The 19,117-nt window shown below is 68.9% G+C and carries 21 protein-coding genes; 13 read left to right on the top strand and 8 right to left on the bottom strand.

Annotation, left to right across the window (positions count from 1 at the left end; all coding sequences use genetic code 11):
• Positions 1 to 14: 14 nt before the first annotated feature.
• From OG558_RS02245 to OG558_RS02275, 7 genes are all read left to right on the top strand, one after another.
• A complete protein-coding gene (locus OG558_RS02245; RefSeq protein WP_329481267.1) occupies positions 15 to 1,895 on the top strand; it encodes a fumarate reductase/succinate dehydrogenase flavoprotein subunit in 1,881 nt (626 codons plus the stop codon).
• A gap of 76 nt (positions 1,896 to 1,971) precedes the next feature.
• On the top strand, positions 1,972 to 2,724 hold the full coding sequence (locus tag OG558_RS02250; protein ID WP_328526814.1) for a succinate dehydrogenase/fumarate reductase iron-sulfur subunit: 753 nt from the start codon (positions 1,972 to 1,974) through the stop codon (positions 2,722 to 2,724).
• Between the two features lie 254 nt (positions 2,725 to 2,978).
• Positions 2,979 to 4,955, top strand: a complete 1,977-nt coding sequence (locus OG558_RS02255) for an ABC1 kinase family protein (RefSeq protein WP_405068710.1) — start codon at positions 2,979 to 2,981, stop codon at positions 4,953 to 4,955.
• Between the two features lie 155 nt (positions 4,956 to 5,110).
• Positions 5,111 to 6,517 carry an MFS transporter gene (locus OG558_RS02260; RefSeq protein ID WP_405068711.1) on the top strand — a complete coding sequence of 469 codons (1,407 nt, stop codon included), beginning with the start codon at positions 5,111 to 5,113 and terminating at the stop codon, positions 6,515 to 6,517.
• A gap of 14 nt (positions 6,518 to 6,531) precedes the next feature.
• The gene (locus OG558_RS02265; RefSeq protein ID WP_405068712.1) at positions 6,532 to 7,101 is read left to right on the top strand and encodes a TetR family transcriptional regulator; all 570 of its coding nucleotides are present in this window, start codon (positions 6,532 to 6,534) and stop codon (positions 7,099 to 7,101) included.
• A gap of 1 nt (position 7,102) precedes the next feature.
• Positions 7,103 to 8,596 carry a carboxylesterase/lipase family protein gene (locus OG558_RS02270; RefSeq protein ID WP_405068713.1) on the top strand — a complete coding sequence of 498 codons (1,494 nt, stop codon included), beginning with the start codon at positions 7,103 to 7,105 and terminating at the stop codon, positions 8,594 to 8,596.
• 9 nt (positions 8,597 to 8,605) lie between these two features.
• Positions 8,606 to 8,893 carry a 4a-hydroxytetrahydrobiopterin dehydratase gene (locus OG558_RS02275; protein WP_328526809.1) on the top strand — a complete coding sequence of 96 codons (288 nt, stop codon included), beginning with the start codon at positions 8,606 to 8,608 and terminating at the stop codon, positions 8,891 to 8,893.
• Here OG558_RS02275 and OG558_RS02280 read toward each other — a convergent pair.
• Together OG558_RS02280 and OG558_RS02285 are read right to left on the bottom strand one after the other, a co-directional pair.
• Positions 8,794 to 9,258, bottom strand: a complete 465-nt coding sequence (locus tag OG558_RS02280; protein WP_405068714.1) for a VOC family protein — start codon at positions 9,256 to 9,258, stop codon at positions 8,794 to 8,796. The two genes, OG558_RS02275 and OG558_RS02280, sit on opposite strands and share 100 nt — an antisense overlap.
• A gap of 11 nt (positions 9,259 to 9,269) precedes the next feature.
• The gene (locus OG558_RS02285; RefSeq protein WP_405068715.1) at positions 9,270 to 10,106 is read right to left on the bottom strand and encodes an AraC family transcriptional regulator; all 837 of its coding nucleotides are present in this window, start codon (positions 10,104 to 10,106) and stop codon (positions 9,270 to 9,272) included.
• Positions 10,107 to 10,155: 49 nt separating this feature from the next.
• On the opposite strand from OG558_RS02285, the gene OG558_RS02290 reads away from it, so the two are divergent.
• Complete coding sequence (locus tag OG558_RS02290) at positions 10,156 to 10,980, top strand: acyltransferase domain-containing protein (RefSeq protein WP_405068717.1); 825 nt, start codon at positions 10,156 to 10,158, stop codon at positions 10,978 to 10,980.
• Here the strand turns inward: OG558_RS02290 and OG558_RS02295 are convergent.
• The 3 genes from OG558_RS02295 to OG558_RS02305 all read right to left on the bottom strand — a co-directional run bounded on the left by OG558_RS02295 (position 10,977) and on the right by OG558_RS02305 (position 14,155).
• The gene (locus OG558_RS02295) at positions 10,977 to 12,170 is read right to left on the bottom strand and encodes a hypothetical protein (RefSeq protein ID WP_405068718.1); all 1,194 of its coding nucleotides are present in this window, start codon (positions 12,168 to 12,170) and stop codon (positions 10,977 to 10,979) included. The genes OG558_RS02290 and OG558_RS02295 overlap by 4 nt on opposite strands.
• Positions 12,171 to 12,245: 75 nt before the next feature.
• A complete protein-coding gene (locus tag OG558_RS02300) occupies positions 12,246 to 12,875 on the bottom strand; it encodes a DedA family protein (RefSeq protein WP_405068719.1) in 630 nt (209 codons plus the stop codon).
• A 98-nt stretch (positions 12,876 to 12,973) separates the two neighbouring features.
• The gene (locus tag OG558_RS02305; protein WP_405068720.1) at positions 12,974 to 14,155 is read right to left on the bottom strand and encodes a cytochrome P450; all 1,182 of its coding nucleotides are present in this window, start codon (positions 14,153 to 14,155) and stop codon (positions 12,974 to 12,976) included.
• Positions 14,156 to 14,219: 64 nt separating this feature from the next.
• Between OG558_RS02305 and OG558_RS02310 the strand changes: the two genes are divergently transcribed.
• Both OG558_RS02310 and OG558_RS02315 read left to right on the top strand, forming a co-directional pair.
• Positions 14,220 to 14,537, top strand: coding sequence for an ArsR/SmtB family transcription factor (locus tag OG558_RS02310; protein ID WP_405068721.1), 318 nt, complete (start codon positions 14,220 to 14,222; stop codon positions 14,535 to 14,537).
• A complete protein-coding gene (locus OG558_RS02315) occupies positions 14,527 to 14,967 on the top strand; it encodes an SRPBCC domain-containing protein (protein ID WP_405068722.1) in 441 nt (146 codons plus the stop codon). The genes OG558_RS02310 and OG558_RS02315 overlap by 11 nt, the downstream gene beginning before the upstream one ends.
• Before the next feature lie 979 nt (positions 14,968 to 15,946).
• Here OG558_RS02315 and OG558_RS02320 read toward each other — a convergent pair.
• A complete protein-coding gene (locus OG558_RS02320) occupies positions 15,947 to 16,123 on the bottom strand; it encodes a DUF5302 domain-containing protein (RefSeq protein WP_158441106.1) in 177 nt (58 codons plus the stop codon).
• A gap of 78 nt (positions 16,124 to 16,201) precedes the next feature.
• Positions 16,202 to 16,384, bottom strand: coding sequence for a hypothetical protein (locus OG558_RS02325; RefSeq protein ID WP_329481294.1), 183 nt, complete (start codon positions 16,382 to 16,384; stop codon positions 16,202 to 16,204).
• Between the two features lie 91 nt (positions 16,385 to 16,475).
• Here OG558_RS02325 and OG558_RS02330 point away from each other — a divergent pair, with 91 nt between their 5' ends.
• Genes OG558_RS02330 through OG558_RS02340 form a run of 3 tightly spaced genes read left to right on the top strand, consistent with a single transcriptional unit; the run spans position 16,476 to position 18,353 of the window.
• Positions 16,476 to 17,126 (top strand): LysE family translocator, encoded by a 651-nt coding sequence (locus tag OG558_RS02330; protein ID WP_405068723.1) that lies wholly within the window; start codon positions 16,476 to 16,478, stop codon positions 17,124 to 17,126.
• Positions 17,127 to 17,161: 35 nt separating this feature from the next.
• The gene (locus OG558_RS02335) at positions 17,162 to 17,407 is read left to right on the top strand and encodes a hypothetical protein (RefSeq protein ID WP_405068724.1); all 246 of its coding nucleotides are present in this window, start codon (positions 17,162 to 17,164) and stop codon (positions 17,405 to 17,407) included.
• Between the two features lie 58 nt (positions 17,408 to 17,465).
• Complete coding sequence (locus OG558_RS02340; RefSeq protein ID WP_405072102.1) at positions 17,466 to 18,353, top strand: aminoglycoside phosphotransferase family protein; 888 nt, start codon at positions 17,466 to 17,468, stop codon at positions 18,351 to 18,353.
• On the opposite strand, the gene OG558_RS02345 is transcribed toward OG558_RS02340, so the two are convergent.
• Positions 18,340 to 19,059, bottom strand: coding sequence for a class I SAM-dependent methyltransferase (locus OG558_RS02345; RefSeq protein WP_405068725.1), 720 nt, complete (start codon positions 19,057 to 19,059; stop codon positions 18,340 to 18,342). The genes OG558_RS02340 and OG558_RS02345 overlap by 14 nt on opposite strands.
• Positions 19,060 to 19,117 lie beyond the last annotated feature (58 nt).

Below are 19,117 nucleotides of genomic sequence, written 5' to 3' on the forward strand. Positions count from 1 at the left end.
GGATCTCTTCTCACATGACTGAGCTGGAACGACACTCCTACGACGTCGTCGTGATCGGGGCCGGCGGCGCCGGCCTACGCGCGGCGATCGAGGCTCGCGAGCAGGGCAAGCGCACCGCGATCATCTGCAAGTCCCTGTTCGGCAAGGCGCACACCGTGATGGCCGAGGGTGGCTGCGCGGCCGCGATGGGCAACGCGAACTCCAACGACAGCTGGCAGGTCCACTACCGCGACACCATGCGCGGCGGCAAGTTCCTGAACAACTGGCGGATGGCCGAACTGCACGCGCAGGAAGCCCCCGACCGGGTCTGGGAGCTGGAGTCGTACGGCGCGCTGTTCGACCGGACGCCCGACGGCCGGATCAGCCAGCGCAACTTCGGCGGCCACACCTACCCGCGGCTCGCGCACGTCGGCGACCGGACGGGTCTGGAACTGATCCGCACCCTGCAGCAGAAGATCGTCTCGCTGCAGCAGGAGGACTTCCAGGCGACCGGCGACTACGAGGCCAACCTCAAGGTGTACGCCGAGTGCACGGTCACCGAGCTCCTGAAGGACGGCGAGGCGATCTCCGGCGCCTTCGGGTACTGGCGCGAGTCCGGCCGGTTCATCCTGTTCGACGCGCCCGCGGTCATCCTGGCCACCGGCGGCGTCGGCAAGTCGTTCAAGGTCACCTCGAACTCATGGGAGTACACCGGTGACGGCCACGCCCTCGCGATGCGGGCCGGCGCGACCCTCATCAACATGGAGTTCATCCAGTTCCACCCGACCGGCATGGTCTGGCCGCCGTCGGTGAAGGGCATCCTGGTCACCGAGTCGGTCCGCGGTGACGGCGGCGTCCTGAAGAACTCCGAGGGCAAGCGGTTCATGTTCGAGTACGTGCCCGATGTGTTCCGGGCGCAGTACGCGGAGACCGAGGAAGAGGCCGACCGCTGGTACAAGGACGCCGACAACAACCGGCGCCCACCGGAGCTGCTGCCGCGGGACGAGGTCGCGCGGGCGATCAACTCCGAGGTGAAGGCCGGCCGGGGTACGCCGCACGGCGGTGTGTTCCTGGACGTGTCGTCGCGGCTCCCGGCCGAGGAGATCAAGCGCCGGCTGCCGTCGATGCACCACCAGTTCAAGGAGCTGGCCGACGTCGACATCACGGCCGAGCCGATGGAGGTCGGTCCGACCTGTCACTACGTGATGGGTGGCGTCGAGGTCGACCCGGACACCGCGCAGTCCGTCGTACCCGGTCTGTTCGCGGCCGGTGAGGTCGCCGGCGGCATGCACGGTTCGAACCGGCTGGGCGGCAACTCGCTGTCCGACCTGCTCGTCTTCGGGCGGCGGGCCGGCATGGGCGCGGCGACGTACATCGACCGGCTCGGTGGCAGCCGGCCGAAGATCTCCGAGGACGACGTCGACGCGGCGGCCGCGGAGGCGCTGGCGCCGTTCGAGCTCGAGGGGGGCGAGAACCCGTACTCGATCCACCAGGAACTGCAGCAGTCGATGAACGACCTGGTCGGCATCATCCGCAAGGCGGACGAGATGGAGCAGGCGCTCGGCCGGCTGGCCGACTACCGCGGCCGGATCGCGAAGATGACGGTGGAGGGTCACCGGCAGTTCAACCCGGGCTGGCACCTGGCGCTCGACCTGCGCAACATGCTGACCGTGTCGGAGTGCGTGGCGAAGGCGGCCCTGCAGCGGCAGGAGTCCCGCGGCGGTCACACCCGCGACGACTTCCCCGGCATGAACGCCGACTGGCGCAAGCTGCTCCTGGTCTGCTCGCTCGACGCCGACGGCGGGGTGAACGTGGTCCAGAAGGACCAGATCCCGATGCGTGAGGACCTGCTGGAACTGTTCGAACTCGACGAGCTGAAGAAGTACCTGACCGAAGAGGAGTTGCCGGCCACATGACCGAGCGAAGCGAGGGCATCAGAGAGCGCAGGGCGTCTCGTGCCTCATCGGCGCCCGGAGCGAAGCGAGGACGTCGATGAGCTACAAGGGCAAGTTCCGGGTTTGGCGCGGTGACTCCGAGGGCGGTGAGCTCAAGGACTACGAGGTCGAGGTGAACGAGGGCGAGGTCGTCCTCGACGTCATCCACCGGTTGCAGGCGACGCAGACGCCGGACATGGCGGTCCGGTGGAACTGCAAGGCCGGCAAGTGCGGCTCCTGCAGCGCCGAGATCAACGGCATGCCGAAGCTGATGTGCATGTGCCGGATGAACACGTTCGCCGAGGACGAGGTCGTCACGGTCACGCCGATGCGCACCTTCCCGGTGATCCGCGACCTCGTCACCGACGTGTCGTTCAACTACCAGAAGGCCCGCGAGATCCCCGCGTTCACGCCGCCGGCCGACCTGAAGCCGGGCGAGTACCGGATGCAGCAGGTCGACGTCGAGCGCTCGCAGGAGTTCCGCAAGTGCATCGAGTGCTTCCTGTGCCAGGACACCTGCCACGTGATCCGCGATCACGAGGAGAACAAGGAGTCCTTCTCGGGCCCGCGCTTCCTGATGCGGATCGCCGAGCTGGACATGCACCCGCTCGACGCCGCCGACCGTCAGCACGCGGCCCAGGAGCAGCACGGCCTGGGCTTCTGCAACATCACCAAGTGCTGCACCGAGGTGTGCCCCGAGCACATCAAGATCACCGACAACGCGCTGATCCCGATGAAGGAGCGCGTCGCGGACCGCAAGTACGACCCGATCGTCTGGCTCGGCAACAAGATCCGCCGCCGCCCCGCCTGATCCCACTACCACGAGCCCCTGGCCCCACCCCGGAGCCAGGGGCTCCTGGCTGCCCAGCCCACCCCTTCCCGCACAACCCTCCAACTCCGGGGTCCACCCCTCACCCGGTGGGTTGCCCCCTGAGAATCCGAGAGGGCAACCCTCCAACTCCGGGGTTCACCCCGGAGTTGGAGGGTTGTGGGTGGGGTCGGGCCCGGGGGTGGTCACTCGCGTGGGTGAGCCGGTTGGCCGATGGAGCACCTACTGTTCCGGTCATGGCCATCTTCCTCGCCGGGCTGTTCAGTATCGCGGTCTTCATGGCGATCTTCGTCCCCTTCTCGCAGCGCCTGCTGGGCGTGCGTTTCGGCCTGATCCGGCTGGCCCTGGGCGCCGCGCTCACCCTCACGGTGTTCAGTCCGATCGCCAACGCACTGGTCGGCAAGCTGCCGTTCGAAGGGTCCAACGCCGCCGCGGTCGCCTTCCTGGCGTTGACCGCGGTCTGTTCGATGCTGGCCGGCCTGGTCTTCCTGGTGCTGTCCGAAGCCCTGGTGCCGACCGGATCGTTGCCCCGGGCCCGCGATCTCCGCCGCGACCTGAGCGGCCGGATCGCGCGCACCCGGCGCTACCTGCAGATCCTCCGGATCGCGATCAGGCACGGCCTCGGCCCGTACCTGCGCGGCCGCCGCCGACCCAGCCGCGAGAACGCCGCCGGCCAGGCCGAACTGGCCCGTTCGCTGCGCCTCGCGCTCGACGAGGCCGGCGTCACGTTCGTGAAGCTCGGCCAGGTGCTGTCCACCCGCAGCGACATCATCCCGGCGTCCGTCGCCGAGGAGCTGAGTCGCCTGCAGGACCAGGTCTCGCCCGCGCCCTGGCCCGAGATCGAGTTCGTCCTCACCGAGGAGCTCGGCGCGTCACCACACCACCTGTACGCCGACTTCGACACCGAACCGCTCGCAGCCGCCTCGGTCGCGCAGGTCTACACCGCCCGCCTGCCTGATGGTCCGAGAGTCGTGGTCAAGGTGCAGCGGCCCGGCATCGCCGGCGTGGTCGACCGGGATCTCGACATCGTCAGCCGGCTCGCCCGGCTGCTCGAGCGCAACACCGACTGGGGCCGCTCGATGGGTGTCCGCGCCCTCGCCGACGGATTCGCGGACGCGATGCGGGAAGAGCTCGACTTCACCGTCGAGGCCGGCAACATGACCACTGTCGCGGCCGGCCGATCCGTTGCTGCGAGCAATGATCTGGTGGTGCCCGAGCTGTACCCGGGCCAGTCGACCCGCCGGGTGCTGACCATGCAGCGACTCGACGGCATCGGCCTCGGTGGCGCCGCGCAGGCGATCGCCGACCGCGGCCTGGACGCGGCCCGCCTCGGCCGGGCGCTGTTCGACTGCCTGCTCGGCCAGGTCGCGATCGACGGCGTCTTCCACGCCGACCCGCACCCCGGCAACTTCCTGCTGCTGGCCGACGGCCGGATCGGCATGCTCGACCTCGGCTCGGTCGGCCGGCTCGACCCGGCCACCCGGGAGGCGTTGCAGCGCTTCCTGCTCGCGATCGACCACGGCGACCCGGTCGCGGCGACCGACGCGCTGCTGGAGATCGTCTACCGCCCTGACGTGATCGACGAACGCGCCCTGGAGCGTGCCGTCGGCCAGTTCATGACCCGCCATCTGGCCGCCGGCGTGACGCTGGGACCGGCGATGTTCAACGACCTGTTCAGGATCATCACGTCACACGACCTCGGCGTACCTCCGGAGGTGGCCGCGGTCTTCCGTGCGCTGGCGACGATCGAGGGCACGATCACGCGGATCTCGCCTGGGTTCGACCTGGTCGCCGCGTCACGCCAGTTCGCCGCGGCGCATGTCACCGACCGGCTCGCCCCCGACGCGTTACGCCGTACGGCGACTGAAGAACTGGCGACGTTGTTGCCGATGTTGCGCCGGCTGCCGCGGCGGATCGACCGGTTCGCGGCCGCGGCGGAGAGCGGCCGGCTCGGCCTGAACGTGCGGTTGTTCGCCGACGAACGCGATCGCCGGCACTTCACCGGCCTGCTCCACCAGGCGTTGCTGGCCGTCCTCGGCGCGACGGCCGGCATCATGGCCGTCCTGCTGCTCGGTACGCCGGGCGGCCCGAACGTCACCGACTCGATGAGCCTGTTCCAGTTGTTCGGCTACAACCTGCTGGTGATCTCCGCGGTCCTCGTGCTCCGCGTCCTCGTCCTGGTCTTCCGGCTACCCGACCACAGGTCGTCTTGACTTCAACCTAACTTGAACTTCGACCATAGCGGGCATGACTGAACTTTTGGCCGGGCCTTCGGCGCCGGCGGGTCATTGGGCCTCGGCTCCCGGCCTTCCCTCGTCGCTCCAGTCGCTGCGCTCCCTCCGCTCCTCAGTCCAGGCCGGGAGGCCCCATGACCCCGACCGCTGAGCGCGTGACACGCCCTCGCCTGTTCAGTGGTCCGCATCTGCCGCTCGTGCTGGGCGTGATCGGTCTCGTCACGCTCAGCGCGTTCGAGAATCGGGCCGTGGGTACGGCGTTGCCGACGATGGTGCGCGAGTTCGACGCGCTGGGCAGCTTCGGCCTGGCGAGCGCGGCCCCGAACGCGAGCTACCTCATCTCGCTCGCGATCGCCGGACTGTGGTCCGACCGGCGCGGCCCGATCCCGACGCTGCGGGTCGGTGCGATCGCGTTCACCCTCGCGCAGTTGCTGGTCGGGACCGCCACGGGGATGCCGATGGTCGTGGCCGGGCGGTTGCTGAGCGGCTTGGCCGAAGGGCTGCTCGACGTTTCGCTGATGGTGCTGGTCGCCCGGGCGCTGCCCGCAGTACTGCGGCCGCGGATGTTCTCGTTGTTCGCGGCGATGTGGATCCTGCCGTCGGTGATCGGCCCGGTGCTGACCGGTCTGGTGACCGAGCAGTTCGGATGGCGATGGGTGTTCCTCGGTGCGGTCATCCTGCTGGTGCCGAGCTGGATGCTGCTCGGGCCCGCAATGCGCCAGTCGCTGAACACCCCGGCGCCTGAGCGCAGCGCCGAGGACGCGGCCGAGTTGGAGGCCTGGCGGGCCGCGCTTCCGTGGGCATTCGCCGCATCGGTCGCACTGTTCTCGATGACGCTCGCCGGTGGTCAACTCGAGGCACACCCGGTGATCGGCGGGATCGCGATTCCGGTGGCGTTGGTGACGCTCGGGCTGGCCGCCGTACGAGTGATGCCGAAGGGGACGTTCGTGGCCCGACACGGCTTCCCGGCGGTGGTCGCCGTACGCGGGCTTGGTGGCGCCGCGTTCGCCGGGGTGGGTGCGTACCTGCCGCTGCTGCTGACGTTGCAACACGACTTCAGCCCGTCGCGGGCCGGCGTGACGCTGTCGATCACGGGCGTGTGCTGGGCCTTCGGGTCCTGGCTGCAGGGGCGGGAACACGCGATCCAGCGGGTCAACGTCCTGCGGGCCGGGCTCGCGTTCATGACGGGCGGGCTGCTGGTCACGTCGCTGCTGGCGTGGACGGGTGCGACCACGTGGTTCGGGCTGATCGGCTGGGCCTTCGCCGGGATCGGGATGGGCTTGAGTTCGTCGAGCCTGTCCGTGCTGACGCTGGATCTGTCCGACCACAACAACTCCGGGCGGAACAGCAGCGCGGCGCAGATGGCCGGGACCATGAGCATCTCGACCGCCCTGGCGATCAGCGGCACGCTGCTCGCCTTCAACTCCGACGATCCGCGGCCGTGGGTCTTCGGCGCCATCATCACCACCGGCGCGTTCGTCGCTCTCCTGGGTCTGCTGACCGCCGGCCGGGTGCGAAAGCGAGCCGATTTGCTTGGATGAGCTAGAGTTTGCTTGTGCGAGCAAAACGAACGCTTACCGAGCAGGCGCGGAGGGGTCAGATCGTAGCGGCGGCGATCGAGGTGATCGCCGAGAGTGGGGCGCAGGCCAGCTTCAAGGTGATCGCGGAGCGGGCGGCGCTGAGCAGCACCGGTCTGATCTCGTACCACTTCGCGAACCGGCAGGAGCTGATCGACGAGGTCGGACGACAGATCCTCGAGGCGTTCAGCGCGTTCGTGCGTGAGCGGACCGCCGGCATCGCGGAGCCGGCCGAGGTCCTCCAGGCCTTCGTCACAGCCAACATCGCGTTCCTGCAGACCCATCGCGCCCACGCGGCGGCCCTGGTTCGGGTCCAGCAGGACACCGCTGAGATCGCGCGATCCGACCAGGCCCAGCTCGCCGACGTACTCCGGCGCGGTCAGGCGAGCGGCGTACTGCGGACGTTCGACCCGCAGCTGATGGCCGTGTTCGTCCTGTCCATCCGCGACGGCATCATCCGCCAGCTGGAACTCAACCCCGAGCTCGACCTCGACGCGGCCGCCCGTGAGTTCGCTGCGCTCGTCGAGCAAGCCACCAGGAAGGCATGACGTGAACGCGACAGTCCAGACCGACACCGGCACAGTCCGTGGCATCGTCCACCCCGATCGCCGCGTCTTCCAGGGCATCCCGTACGCCGCTCCCCCGGTCGGCGATCTCCGTTGGGCGCCCCCACAACCCGCCCGGCCGTGGGCCGGCGAACGCGATGCGACCAAACCCGGCAGCCCGGCCCCTCAGCTCAAGAACGCCATCGCCGATCTCGCCGGCACGAACGAGGACTGCCTGTTCCTCAACGTGACCACCCCGGCCACCGCGTCACCCGAGCACCGCAAGCCGGTGATGGTGTGGATCCACGGCGACGGCGCGATCGGTTCCGGCGACCAGTTCGACCCGACCCGGCTCGCGGTCGACGGCGACGTCGTGGTCATCACGTTCAACTTCCGCCTGGGCGTCTTCGGCGCCTTCGGCTACCCCGGTCTGCGGGACTCCGGCACGATCGGCCTGCAGGACCAGCGGGCCGTCCTGCGGTGGGTCCAGCGCAACGCGGCCGCGTTCGGCGGCGACCCTGGCAACGTCACGCTCTTCGGCGTCTCGTACGGCGCCACCGCGACCAGCGCACACCTGATGTCGAAGGAGTCGCGTGGCCTGTTCCACAAGGTGATCATGCAGAGCGGCTTCACCCTGATGGACATGCCGGCCGGTGTCGTCTACCCAGGCATCCCAGCCCTCCCCTGGTACGGCTGGACCACCACCTCGGCCGCCGAGACCCAAGGCGCCGCGCTCGCGGAGCAACTCGGCTGCAAGGATCTCGCGGGCCTGCGCGCGATCCCGGTCGACGAGCTCCTCGCCGTACCGCAGGTGATGAACATCTTCCAGCCGTACGCCCTCGGCAACGACCAGCTTCCCGCGGATCCGGCGGAGGCCCTCGAGGCCGGCGAGTTCGCCGACGTCCCGGTGCTCTCCGGTACGACGCGGGACGAGCACACCACGTTCGTCGCCTTCTTCCGGGAACTGGCCGGCAGTCCGGTGACCGCCACGAACTACCCCGAGCTGCTACAGACCGCCTTCGGTGACGAGGCCGCACGGATCGGCGCGGAGTATCCGTTGCAGGACTACCCGACGCCGGCGCTGGCCTGGGCGTCCGTGGTCACCGACCGGATGTGGGCCCGCGCGCAACTACGGCAGAATCAGTTGCTCTCGGCAAAGAACCCGCTCTGGTTCTACGAGTTCGCGGACCGCGGCGCACCGTTGGACATCCCGTTCCCGCCGGGATTCCGGCCCGGCGCCTGGCACGCCGGCGATGTGCAATACGTGTTCCGCACGGACGAGAACGCCATGACAGAAGCGCAGGTCGCCCTGTCCGACACGATGATCCGCTACTGGGCCACGTTCGCCCGACACGGTGATCCCAATGGCGCCGGACTGCCGGAATGGCCGAGGTTCACCACCCCTGACACCGTTCTGTCACTGGCGCCGGACGCTATCCACCCGGTCGATTACGCACAGGAGCACCGGCTGGCTTTCTGGACACAGATTGGGGTCTAGAGTGAGCTCATGGCTGAGCTGCTGACCGACGACCAGATCGATCTCGCGATCCGTGACCACCTGCCCGAGTGGAAGGTCGTGGACAAGGAACTGGTCCGCAGCGTCAAGAAGGACACGTTCCTGGACGGCATCCGCCTGGTCGCCACGGTCGCCCAGTTGGCCGAGTCGATGAACCACCACCCGGACATGGACATCCGCTACACGACCATCACGTTCCGGATCAGCAGCCACGACGCCGGCGGCATCACCGACGACGACCTGGTCCTGGCCCGCCACATCGACACCGCGGCCGGCTGACCCAAGGTCGTCCACGAGGAGCGCTGACGCAGGCCGATCAGCACGCCCTCGGTGTCGCGCAGATAGCAGGTCCGCCCGACACCTGGCAGCTCCTGCACTTCACCGACCGGCTCGCCACCGGCACCCCGCGCCGTGTCCAGCGTCGTCTCGATGTCGTCGACGTCGATCCAGGCGATCGTGGGCTGCGTCTGGTAGCGGCTGCTCATGATCGCGCCGTCGATGCCTTCACCTTCACCGGTGTGGGCGAGCAGGTACCCCTCCGGCACCGGCGCCGGCGTGACCTGCCAGCCGAAGACTTTGCTGTAGAAGTCCGCCGCCCGGTCGTGGTCCGCGGCAACGATTTCGATGTGGATGATTCGTCCCATGCGACCGATCCTCACCCGTCGGCGGCCGCGTCGTCTTGGACGGATCTTCCATGCATCAACGCCGCGATCCCGTTCTGTACGGCGAGGAACGACGTCGCGCTGACACCGGTGTACCGCTTGAAGTCCCGGGCCGCATGCGCCTGGTCGTAGTACCCGTGCAACGCGGACAACGTCGCCTGAGCATCCGCGGGACCACCGAGCAGCCCGCCGACGAAGTGGTAGTAGCGGATGATCTCGGCGTACTGCTTCGGCCCGATCCCCAGGCTCAGCCGGAACAACCGATAGAGCGTGCTGTACGACGTCCCCGTCTGCTCGGCCACCTCGGCGACCGCCGTACCGCCGAACGCGTCGTCGATCACGCGTACCGCGGCCGCGACCACCGGCACAGCCCGGGCCGGATCCAGTCGCGGCGACAGGAAGGCGGCCAGCCGGTCCGCGCGGGACTGGCCGAACGGTTCCGCGCGCAGGTCGTCGACGAGTGCAGCCGTCGTACCCTCACCGACCCAGTCGGAGAACTGCAGCACCTCGTCGACGAGCAGGGTGGAGAGACCGAGCGCCGCGATCCCCCACGGCTTGAACTCCACGCCGGCGTAGCTGGACGCACCGGTCTGGCCGATCACCTGCGGGCGGGTCATGATCCCGAACACCGACGCCGCGTTCGGCCACTCGGTCCCCGTCACCGAATCGTGCCGCGTCCCCGGGTCGGCGAGTGCGACGGCCAGGCCGGGGCGCCCGTTCGGGATGAGGATGTCCCGACGCAGTGACGGCAGCGGCGGAGACTCTACGAGCCAGACATGCTCGACCAGGTCGCGCAGGTGCTCGGGCGGCGAAAAGCGCTGGTAGCCCACGAGGTAGATCGTAAGTCTCTGGCGCGTCCGAATCGGCTACGGTTGACGAGTGACGACTGCCGATGAATACCGCCTGCTGGGTTTCGACGATGCCGACCGGGACGCGGCCGAGGCGTTCGCCGCGGATCCCGCGATCGTCAAGGACCTGGCCGATCAGATCCGGGCCGAGATCGGGAAGTTCGGCAGTGAGCCGGAGCTGCGGATGCCCGAGGATCCGCGCAACTCGGTGCAGGCGTTCCTGGACACCGTGCCCGACATCCGCCGGTTCCACTCCGAGCGCGGGATCCCGGACGAGATCAGCTGGGCCTCGCTCGCGGACCTCGGTCAGCAGCTGAAGGTGAGTCGCCGGACGCACGGCGAGTACTCCCTGGAGACGCACTGGTGGCTGACGATCGCCTGGACCGGCCAGATCTACGCGCTCGGCCGGCTGCAGTTCCTGCTGCACCAGGTCCCGGCGGACAAGCCGGTGCCGGGGACCGAGCCGGGTGAATGGATCATCGGTGTCCACATCCCGGAGACTGGTCCGCTGACCCCCGAGGCGGTCGACGACAGCTTCGCGCAGGCCCGCGAGTTCTTCCCGCAGTACTTCCCCGAGTACCCGGTGAAGACCGCGAACCTGTGGTCCTGGCTGATCGATCCGTACCTGCTCGACAACCTGCCGCAGGACTCGAACATGGTCCGGTTCGGCCGCCGCTTCACGCCGTACGGCGAACCGACCGACAGCCAGGACGGCGCGATCTTCTTCACCTTCCGCACCCACGGCACCGACCACCTGGACGAGCTGCCGCAGGACACCACGCTGCAACGTCTCGTGGTCGGCCGGATCAAGGACGGCGGCACCTGGCAGAGCGCGTACGGGTACCTACGGCTCTAGGTCGGGCGGTTCCGCCCGGACGGTACGCCGTACTTGGCGAGCCAGCTGACGAGCTCCATATTGCTGACGCAGCGGACGTCGGGCTGGGTGCAGGTCTCCTCGACGAAGGTGGTCAGCGCGTCCGAGTACACGCTGTTGTTCCAGCGGTTGAAGTGGTTGCCGAGGAACAGCGGCGGGTTGCCATTGGCGCGGGACTTCGCGAGCGCCTGCCGGTAGGTCGCGAGTACCTGCGCCTTCAATGCGGGCGCCTGCGCGACCGGCGCCACCCGCGCACCGGTCTGGCTGAACCACAGGTTGTAGTCCATCGTCAGCGTGGGCTTGGTGGTGCCGGCCAGGGTGACCGACTGCAGCGGGAAGTTCCACAGGCCGTTGACCTTCTTCGGCCAGGCGATGTACCCGGGCGCGGAGGCGTCGTACAGCATGCCCCGCTGGACCATCGCCTGCCGGTACGCCGGTCGATTGCCCTCGAGGCACGGCGTCCGCATCCCCTTCACCGTCGCCGGGTCGAACGGCGGTGCGACCGCCTTGCCCGCGGCCAGGGTCGGACCGGTCCGCACCATCTGGTCGAACGCGCTCAACTCCGCGGTCCACTGCGCCGTCGTCCAGCGGCCGATACCGGTCGTGCCGCAGAAGTGACCGTTCGCGTGCGTGCCGATCTCGTGGCCTTCGGCGATCGCCTGCCGCAGCACCGTCGTCCGCGCCAGCACGCTGCCGGAGTCGCCCCAGCCGATGTCTGAAGCGCCGGGGTGGTGGTACGGCGGTTTGTAGTCGGCGCGATGGTCTCCGGGGTACAGGTAGGGGCCGGAGAGGAAGAACGTCATCCGGGCGTTGACCCGCTTGGCCACGGCCCGCCAGCGCGCCCAGAGCGCGAGATCACCCGCGCCGTCGAACGAGACGACGACGAACAGGGGTGGCTTGCCACTCGGCAGCCGGCCAGGAAACGAACGGGTGATCGGGGCCGCGGCCGCCAGGTGCGGCCCCGGCGGTGGTGTCGGCGTGACCGGCGGCGGTGTGCTCGGGCTGTGCGTCGGACTCGGACTCGGCCCGTGAGTCGGGCCGCGGGTCGGTGTCGGCTTGGTCGGCGTACTGCTCGGGCTTGGAGCGCCTTCCAGAGGTACGTCGGCGCATCCGGCCAGCAGCGCCGCCAGTACGAGCGCGGCGCCCAAGAGGTTCGCCCCAGGCCTCACCACGTGACTACTGACGCATGCGGACCTGCTCAGGTCGGTCCTGGACACGCAGCCGGGTGGAAACCCGGGGGTGGATCGTTAGGCGCTCGTGACCTTGGCCGCGCGGCGCTTCACCGCGATCCGGCGGGATGTCTCGACCAGCAGACCGATCAGCGCCGCCAGGCTCAGGCTGAACGCCAGCGCCTTCAGCGAGTCGTGCGCGAACGCGTCGCCACCCAGGTAGCCGAGCAGGGCGACGTACGTGTAGGCGACCGTGACACCGAAGAACGTGAAGACGATGAACTTCTTGAACGAGTACCGGGTCGCGCCCGCGGTCAGCGTCGCGACCATCCGCGCGCCGGGGATGTAGCGCACGGTCATCAGGATCAGCCCGCCGCGGGAGTGCAGCGCGGCCGACACCTTGTCGTACATCTGTTGCCGGCGCTCCTGCCGCTTCATCCAGCGGTGCAGCGCCGGGCCGGAGCCGCGGCCCATGAAGTAGCAGGTGGTCTCGCCGATGACGGAGCCGACCATCGCGACCGTGATCACGAGCAGCAGGTTCTGGTGGCCGGCGGCCGCGGCCATGCCCGCGGTGACGACCATGCCCTCACTCGGCACCACCGGGAAGACGGCGTCGATCGCGGCGGCCGCGAACAGGATGAGCAGCAACCAGTGCGAGGCCATCGCAACGCCTAGCAGGTGTCGCGCGATCTCCATCAGGTCTGTCACTCGGCCAAGGATGCCATCCCGCGCCAACAGGGCCGCAATCCCACCGTTGTGATTCAGCAGGGGTTCATCGGACGTTCAGCCCGCACGCCGGGCTGTGGTCAGAGCAGTACGGGCAGTTCCCGGATCGCGTTCATCAGCAGGCCCGGAGTGCGGTCCGGATCGCGGTCGGGTTCGGCCAGCCGCAGCTCGGGGAACCGCTCGAACAGCATGCCGAGCGCGATCCGGCCTTCCAGCCGGGCCAGCGGCGCACCGAGGCAGTGGTGGATCCCGTGTCCGAACGCGAGGTGGGCGTTCTCCGTGCGGGTGATATCCAGCTCGTTCGGCCGGTCGATCTTGCGCGCGTCCCGGTTGGCCGGCAGCAACGCGAAGACGATCACCTCACCGGCCCCGATCCGGGAGCCGGCGATGTCGATCGGCGCCTGGGCGATGTACGGGATCGCCGCCTGGAGCGGGCCGTCGTACCGCAGCAGTTCCTCGACGGCGGCCGGGAGGCGATCCGGCTCGGCCCGCAGCAGGGCGAGCTGGTCCGGATGCCGAAGGAGCGCGAGGACGCCGTTCGTGATCAGGCTGACGGTGGTCTCGTGGCCGGCGGCCAGCAGCAGGAAGATCATCGAGGTCAGCTCGTCCTCGCTGAGCCGATCGCCGCCGTCGCGGGCCGCGATCAGGCCGGACAGCAGGTCGTCGGCCGGGGCGGTGCGCTTCTGCTCGATCAGCTCGTGGACGAAGCCGAGCATCAGCGTGGTCGCCTCGACGTACTCCTCGGCAGTGTGCATGGTCGCGTTCACGAACACCGAGGACCAGCGACGGAAATCCTCCCGGCGGACCGGCGGGATGCCGATCAGCTCGCAGATGACGGTGATCGGCAGCGGGTAGCTGTACGCGTTCACCAGGTCGACCGGGCTGCCCGCGGCGGCCATCTCGTCCAGCAGTCCGGCGGCGATCTCGCGGATCCGCGGCTCGAGCGCCTCGATCCGGCGCCGGGTGAAGGCAGCCGTGACCAGCTTGCGCAGGCGGGTGTGGTCGGGCGGGTTGGCGCCGAGCATGTGCCGCTCGGTGCGGCTGATCAGCTCGTCCTCGACCGTGTCCCGGTGCGGTCCGTCCATCGGTGACCGGACCACGTCCGGGTGGGCGAGCAGCTCGCGGGTCTCGGCGTACCCGGTGACCAGCCAGACCGGGACACCGGTGAAGAGCGTGAGGTACTGCAGCGGCCCATTCTCCGCGAGGTCCTCGAAGCCCCAGTGCCGGGCGATCCCACTCGTTTCGGTGAACGGCTGCCTCATACCGGTCAGCCTACGTTCGCCGGCGGTCTTGACAGACACTTCACCATTTGGTGAAGTGTTGCGGGTGCTGACAACGACCTTCGGCGCGCTCGCGGACCCGACCCGGCTGGCGATCGTGAGCCGGCTGAGCCGGGGCGACGCGACCATGGGCGAGCTGGCCGGGCCGCACCGGATCACGCTGCCGGCGATGACCAAGCATGTGGGAGTGCTGGTCGACGCCGGGCTGGTGAGCCGGCGGAAGGTCGGCCGGACCGTGGTGTGCACGATCCGCCCGGAGGCGTTCGCGGAGGTCGATCAGTGGCTCGGGGACATGTCGGCGTACTGGAACAGCACGGTGGATCGGTTGGAAGAACTGTTGCGAGGGGACGGCCATGGACACTGAGGTGCGGATCGACAGGGTGCTGCCGGCAACGATCGGGCAGGTGTACGACGCCTGGACGCGGGCCGACCTGCTCACCCGGTGGTACTGCCCGAACCCGGCCTGGGAGCTGAAGGTCAGCGCCGACGTCCGGGTCGGCGGGGACTACGTGGTCGAGATGGGGCCGCATGTCGTCCGCGGCACGTATCTCGAGGTCGAGCCGCCGTACCGGCTCGCGTTCAGCTGGAAGTGGGACGGCACCGACGACGAGCCCACCCGGGTCGACGTCGAACTGTCCGAGACCGAGGGCGGCACCCGGATGCTGCTCACCCACACCGGCTTCGCGACCGCCGAGGACGCCGCAAACCACCTGATGGGCTGGGAGCCCGAGATCGGCCGGCTGGCCGGCCTGCTTACCACTCAGCACCCCAACCCCACACCCGACCGAGGCTGACCACCAGTACGACGGTTCCCACCAGCTCCCCCGCCTCGGCCGCGGCGGGGAGTCGGGGCGCGGACAGGATCTCGGGACCTCGGACAGGAAATACCTTGTCCCAGGTCCCCAGACGGGGTTCAAGGTCCCGGCAACTGGCGAGCCAGGACAGGAGCCGTGGGCTGCCTCAGCGAGCCCGGTACCGGGAGCTCGGACAGGATCTGGGGCCTTCGCACAGGAAATACCTTGTCCCAGGTCCCCAGACGAGGTCCGAGCCCCCGGGAACTCGCGGGCCAGGACAGGAACCGTCGGCTGCCTCAGCGAGCCCGGTACCGGGAGCTCGGACAGGATCTGGGACCTTCGCACAGGAAATACCTTGTCCCAGGTCCCCAGACGAGGTCCGAGCCCCCGGGAACTGGCGGGCCAGGACAGGAACCGTCGGCTGCCTCAGCGAGCCCGGTACCGGGAGCTCGGACAGGATCTGGGGCGTTCGCACAGGAAATAACTTGTCCCAGGTCCCCAGACGAGGTCCGAGCCCCCGGGAACTGGCGGGCCAGGACAGGAACCGTCGGCTGCCTCAGCGAGCCCGGTACCGGGAGCTCGGACAGGATCTGGGACCTTCGCACAGGAAATACCTTGTCCCAGGTCCCCAGACGAGGTCCGAGCCCCCGGGAACTGGCGGGCCAGGACAGGAACCGTCGGCTGCCTCAGCGAGCCCGGTACCGGGAGCTCGGACAGGATCTGGGGCGTTCGCACAGGAAATAACTTGTCCCAGGTCCCCAGATGGGGTTCAAGGTCCCGGGAAGTGGCGGGCCGGCAGGTGGGGTCCGCAGCTGGGAGTGGGCGAGCCGGCGGGTGGGGTCCGCGGCTGGGAGTGGGCGAGCCGGCGGGTGGGGTCCGCGGCTGGGAGTGGGTGGCCGCTGGGTGGAGGTCGGGGTGGAAAAGGTCGAGCCCTGGGCGGTAACCCAGGGCTCAGGCGGATGGATGGACAGTTGGCGGATCAGCTGCCGGACTTGCGCCGGAATTGGCGCTTCTGCTTGTCGTTGTGCGCCTCGCCGACGCCCTCACGCCGCGTCCCCGATCCCGGGTGCGCGTTGTGGTGGGCGTTCTTCTTCTCGAGTGCTTCCCGGAACTTCTTCTGCAGATCGTCCGCCGGCTCGCTGGACTTGTCGCTCATACCGTCTCCTTCACAAACCGTCAGGCGTACGGACACCACGCTAGTTGAGTGTAAGGACAGACCGCGACTGGAATACCGTCACCCAGGCTCACCGGACGGGCAGCCAGGCTGACCACAGTCCTCAGATTCGGCCACCTCGCCGTTGAGATCGTGCTCGTACGCGTAGTGGAAGCAGTCCCAGTGCATGCGCTCGAACACCTCGTAATCCTCGCGGCTGGACTCCACCTGCTCACCGCAACGCATACACGTCTGGTCGCTCATCCGGGCAAGGTATCTCAGCCTGGGGAAACTCCCGCGGGACGGTCGCCGCCCGCTGTTAGGTTCGTGACGGAATCAAGGAAAGGGGACGAGGGTGCCGGTCAGTGGTGAGGCGATGCTCGGGATCGCGCTGGTCGAGCTGGGTCTGGTGATCGTCCCGGGGCCGAACATGATCTACCTGGTGTCGCGGTCGATCGCCCAGGGTCGCCGGGCCGGGCTGATCTCGCTAGCGGGCGTGGGGATCGGCTTCCTGGTGTACCTCCTGGCGGCAAGTGTCGGTCTGGCGACGCTGTTCGCGCTGGTCCCGGAGATCTACCTGACTCTGAAGCTCGCGGGCGCCGCCTACCTGCTCTGGCTCGCCTGGAACGCGTTGCGCCCCGGCGGGAGCTCCGTCTTCGCGACCCAGGAGCTCGAGCCCGACCGTCCGCGGAAGCTGTTCGGCATGGGCCTGCTCACCTGCCTGCTGAACCCGAAGATCGCGATCCTCTACATCTCGCTGCTCCCCCAGTTCCTCGACCCGGGCCGCAGTCACCTCGGCGCGCAGAGCCTGGTCCTCGGCCTGACCCAGCTCACGGTCGGAGTCGTGATGAACGCGGTCTTCGTCATCACCGCCGGCTCGATCGCCGTCTTCCTCGCCCGCCGCCCGACCTGGATGCGTATCCATCGGTACGTCACGGGCACCGCGCTCGCCGTCTTCGCCATCCGCCTGGCCACCGACCGAGCCCGCCCACTCGCCACCCACTGAGGACTGTCGGACGGGGCTCATTAGCGTGGCCCGGGATGAACGCCTTCGTCGCCTCCGAGGTCGACCGGCCCGCCGCCAGCGGCTGGAGGTCGTGCGCGCCCATCGCCGCGCTCGTCCGCGACCGCCGTCTGCCGGCGATCACCCGCGAGTACCTGCTCTCCGAGTTCTCCCCTGACGAATGGCAGCGTGTCTCGAGGAAGCAACGCAGGCACCGACCCGCCACTTCGGCTCAGCATCGCGGCATCGGATCAGCACGGATCGCCCCGACTCTCCTCGTCTGACCGCACGCTAATTGACGTGCGGCAGTTTGTGGGCTCGCGGATACTGCAGGGCGTGGCGATGCATGCTGGGCAGCTGGACGTGACGACCGAGCTGGTGGAAGGTCTGATCCGCGAGCAGTTCCCCGAGTGGAGCGCTCTCGCGATCCGCGCCGTTCCTTCGCACGGCACCGTCAACGCGTTGTTCCGGATCGGCGACGAACTGGTCGCGCGGCTGCGGATCATGCCCGGCGACCAGGCTGCGACGCGCAAGGAGCTCGAGGACGAGGCCGACGCCGCACGCCGGCTCCGCGCCATGTCGCCGTACCCGACGCCGGAACCGATTGCGATCGGCGAGCCCGGTGAGGGGTACCCGCTGCCCTGGGCCGTCTACAGGTGGCTGGACGGGACCATCGCGTACGACGCGGATGTCGCCGGATCGACCGCTTTCGCCGAGGATCTGGCCCGGTTCGTGCTGGCACTGCGAGCGGCGCCGACCGAGGGCCGCGTGTTCACCGGCCCATGGCGGGGCGGCCTGCTAACGTCGCAGGACGAGGCTGTCGCCGACGGACTCGAGCGCAATCGCGGGATGATCGACGTCGACGCGCTCGCCCGCCTGTGGGCCGAGCTGCGCACCACCCCGCGCACCGAGCCGGATGTCTGGGCGCATCGCGACCTGATGCCGGGCAACCTCCTGGTCGCGGACGGCCGCCTGGCCGGCGTCATCGACGTGGGCACGCTCACCGTCGCGGACCCGGCGATCGATCTCCAGGCCGCCTGGAACCTTCTGGACAGACGAGCCCGCTCGACCTTCCGTGCCGCGCTCGGCAGTGACGACGACGAGTGGCGTCGCGGCCTGGGCTGGGCCTTCGCCCAGGCTGTCAACTGCCTCTGGTACTACGTCGAGACCAACCCGGTCATGTCCCGCACCGCCCACCACACGTTGACCGCGCTCCTCACTGCCGCGTAGCCACGAACACGAACTCCTTGCCCGGCCGATCCGGAGCCGCCCGCACCTCGTCGATGCTGAACCCGGCCAACGACTCTTCCAGCTCACCCCGTTCGCGGAATCGCAGCGTCGAGTCCGACGTGAGTACGGCGCCATCCGACCCGAAGACGTAGGTGCCCCGGAAGGACACGAACGGCAACTCCACGCCGATCAGGTCGGACCAACTCTCGACCGTCTCGCCGCCCGCGACCGACTTCTGCTGGTACGTGTTCTCGCGCGTCCACTCCTCCCAGGCCCGCTGCGCCGGATCGCGGGTCTCGAACACGAACCGGCCGCCGGGCCGAAGGGCGGCCTGTACGCCGCTCACCGTCGCCGACCACTCCTCATCGGTCAGGAACACCTGCGCCACGTTCCCCGTCATCACCGCGAGGTCGACCTGCAACGGCGGCAACGTCGTCGCGTCACCGTGAATCCAGCGCACCCGATCGGCGAACTCCTTGCCCCGAGCAACCTCCAGTGACGCCGCCGCGGGATCGACCCCGACGACCTCGATGCCGTCCTTGGCCAGGAGACAAGCCAGCTCACCCGTCCCGCAGCCGACATCCAGCACCTGCCGCGCGCCGAACTCCGTCACCATCGCGGCGTAATGCTCCAGATCGCCGCGATCCGCATCCAGCGCGTCATACACCGCCACCAACCGAGGCACCCCGAACAAAGCGTCAACCATCCCGCGACGCTAACCCCACCATCCACTTCCCGGCGACCGAATTCCGAAGCACCACGTC

Source organism: Kribbella sp. NBC_01510 (assembly GCF_045040325.1).
In the GTDB taxonomy this organism is placed as follows: Bacteria; Actinomycetota; Actinomycetes; order Propionibacteriales; family Kribbellaceae; genus Kribbella.

Coding starts and splice junctions, on each gene's coding strand:
- OG558_RS02320 (WP_158441106.1), bottom strand. CDS start 16,123: ATGAGCGACAAGTCCAGCGAGCCGGCGGACGATCTGCAGAAGAAGTTC.
- OG558_RS02255 (WP_405068710.1), top strand. CDS start 2,979: ATGGCCATCTTCCTCGCCGGGCTGTTCAGTATCGCGGTCTTCATGGCG.
- OG558_RS02325 (WP_329481294.1), bottom strand. CDS start 16,384: ATGAGCGACCAGACGTGTATGCGTTGCGGTGAGCAGGTGGAGTCCAGC.
- OG558_RS02275 (WP_328526809.1), top strand. CDS start 8,606: ATGGCTGAGCTGCTGACCGACGACCAGATCGATCTCGCGATCCGTGAC.
- OG558_RS02305 (WP_405068720.1), bottom strand. CDS start 14,155: ATGAGGCAGCCGTTCACCGAAACGAGTGGGATCGCCCGGCACTGGGGC.
- OG558_RS02345 (WP_405068725.1), bottom strand. CDS start 19,059: ATGGTTGACGCTTTGTTCGGGGTGCCTCGGTTGGTGGCGGTGTATGAC.
- OG558_RS02315 (WP_405068722.1), top strand. CDS start 14,527: ATGGACACTGAGGTGCGGATCGACAGGGTGCTGCCGGCAACGATCGGG.
- OG558_RS02260 (WP_405068711.1), top strand. CDS start 5,111: ATGACCCCGACCGCTGAGCGCGTGACACGCCCTCGCCTGTTCAGTGGT.
- OG558_RS02245 (WP_329481267.1), top strand. CDS start 15: ATGACTGAGCTGGAACGACACTCCTACGACGTCGTCGTGATCGGGGCC.
- OG558_RS02250 (WP_328526814.1), top strand. CDS start 1,972: ATGAGCTACAAGGGCAAGTTCCGGGTTTGGCGCGGTGACTCCGAGGGC.
- OG558_RS02335 (WP_405068724.1), top strand. CDS start 17,162: ATGAACGCCTTCGTCGCCTCCGAGGTCGACCGGCCCGCCGCCAGCGGC.
- OG558_RS02280 (WP_405068714.1), bottom strand. CDS start 9,258: ATGGGACGAATCATCCACATCGAAATCGTTGCCGCGGACCACGACCGG.
- OG558_RS02340 (WP_405072102.1), top strand. CDS start 17,466: ATGCATGCTGGGCAGCTGGACGTGACGACCGAGCTGGTGGAAGGTCTG.